This is a genomic window from Pseudomonas sp. Colony2, from assembly GCF_019382755.1.
Taxonomy (GTDB): domain Bacteria; phylum Pseudomonadota; class Gammaproteobacteria; order Pseudomonadales; family Pseudomonadaceae; genus Aquipseudomonas.
Genome location: NZ_CP080030.1, coordinates 3,693,707 through 3,694,090, shown reverse-complemented (window position 1 = coordinate 3,694,090; position 384 = coordinate 3,693,707). Strand labels below are relative to the sequence as shown.

Sequence of the window (384 nt, the reverse complement as noted above, 5' to 3'; positions counted from 1 at the left end):
CATCAGCCCTTGGCGGCCATCGCAGTGACTTCAACCCGCATGCCTTCGACGGCCAGGGCGGCAACACCAACCGCCGCACGCACCGGCCAAGGCTTGGCGAAGTAGCGCTTGTAGACTTCATTGAAAGCGGCGCGGTCGGCCATGTCGGTCAGGTAGATGGTCAAATGCATGACCCGGTCAATCGAACTGCCGGCACGTTCGAGCGCAACCTTGAGGGCTTGCAGGGTGCATTCGCTTTGCAGGGTGATGTCGCCAAGCTCCAGGCTGCCGTCGGCGCGGGTAGGGATTTGCGTGGAGACGAGGATGCCGTTGAAACCGATGACGTCGGAGGAGATGGAGTCCGGGTCGAGGTCGGGGGTGAAGGCGAGGTCGTGGTTGGCCATG

The 384-nt window shown here is 62.8% G+C and carries 1 protein-coding gene; it reads right to left on the bottom strand.

What is annotated here, in order from left to right:
• Window positions 1-2 precede the first annotated feature (2 nt).
• Window positions 3-383 (bottom strand): RidA family protein, encoded by a 381-nt coding sequence (locus JV201_RS14590; RefSeq protein ID WP_003217799.1) that lies wholly within the window; start codon window positions 381-383, stop codon window positions 3-5.
• Between the last annotated feature and the right edge of the window lies 1 nt (window position 384).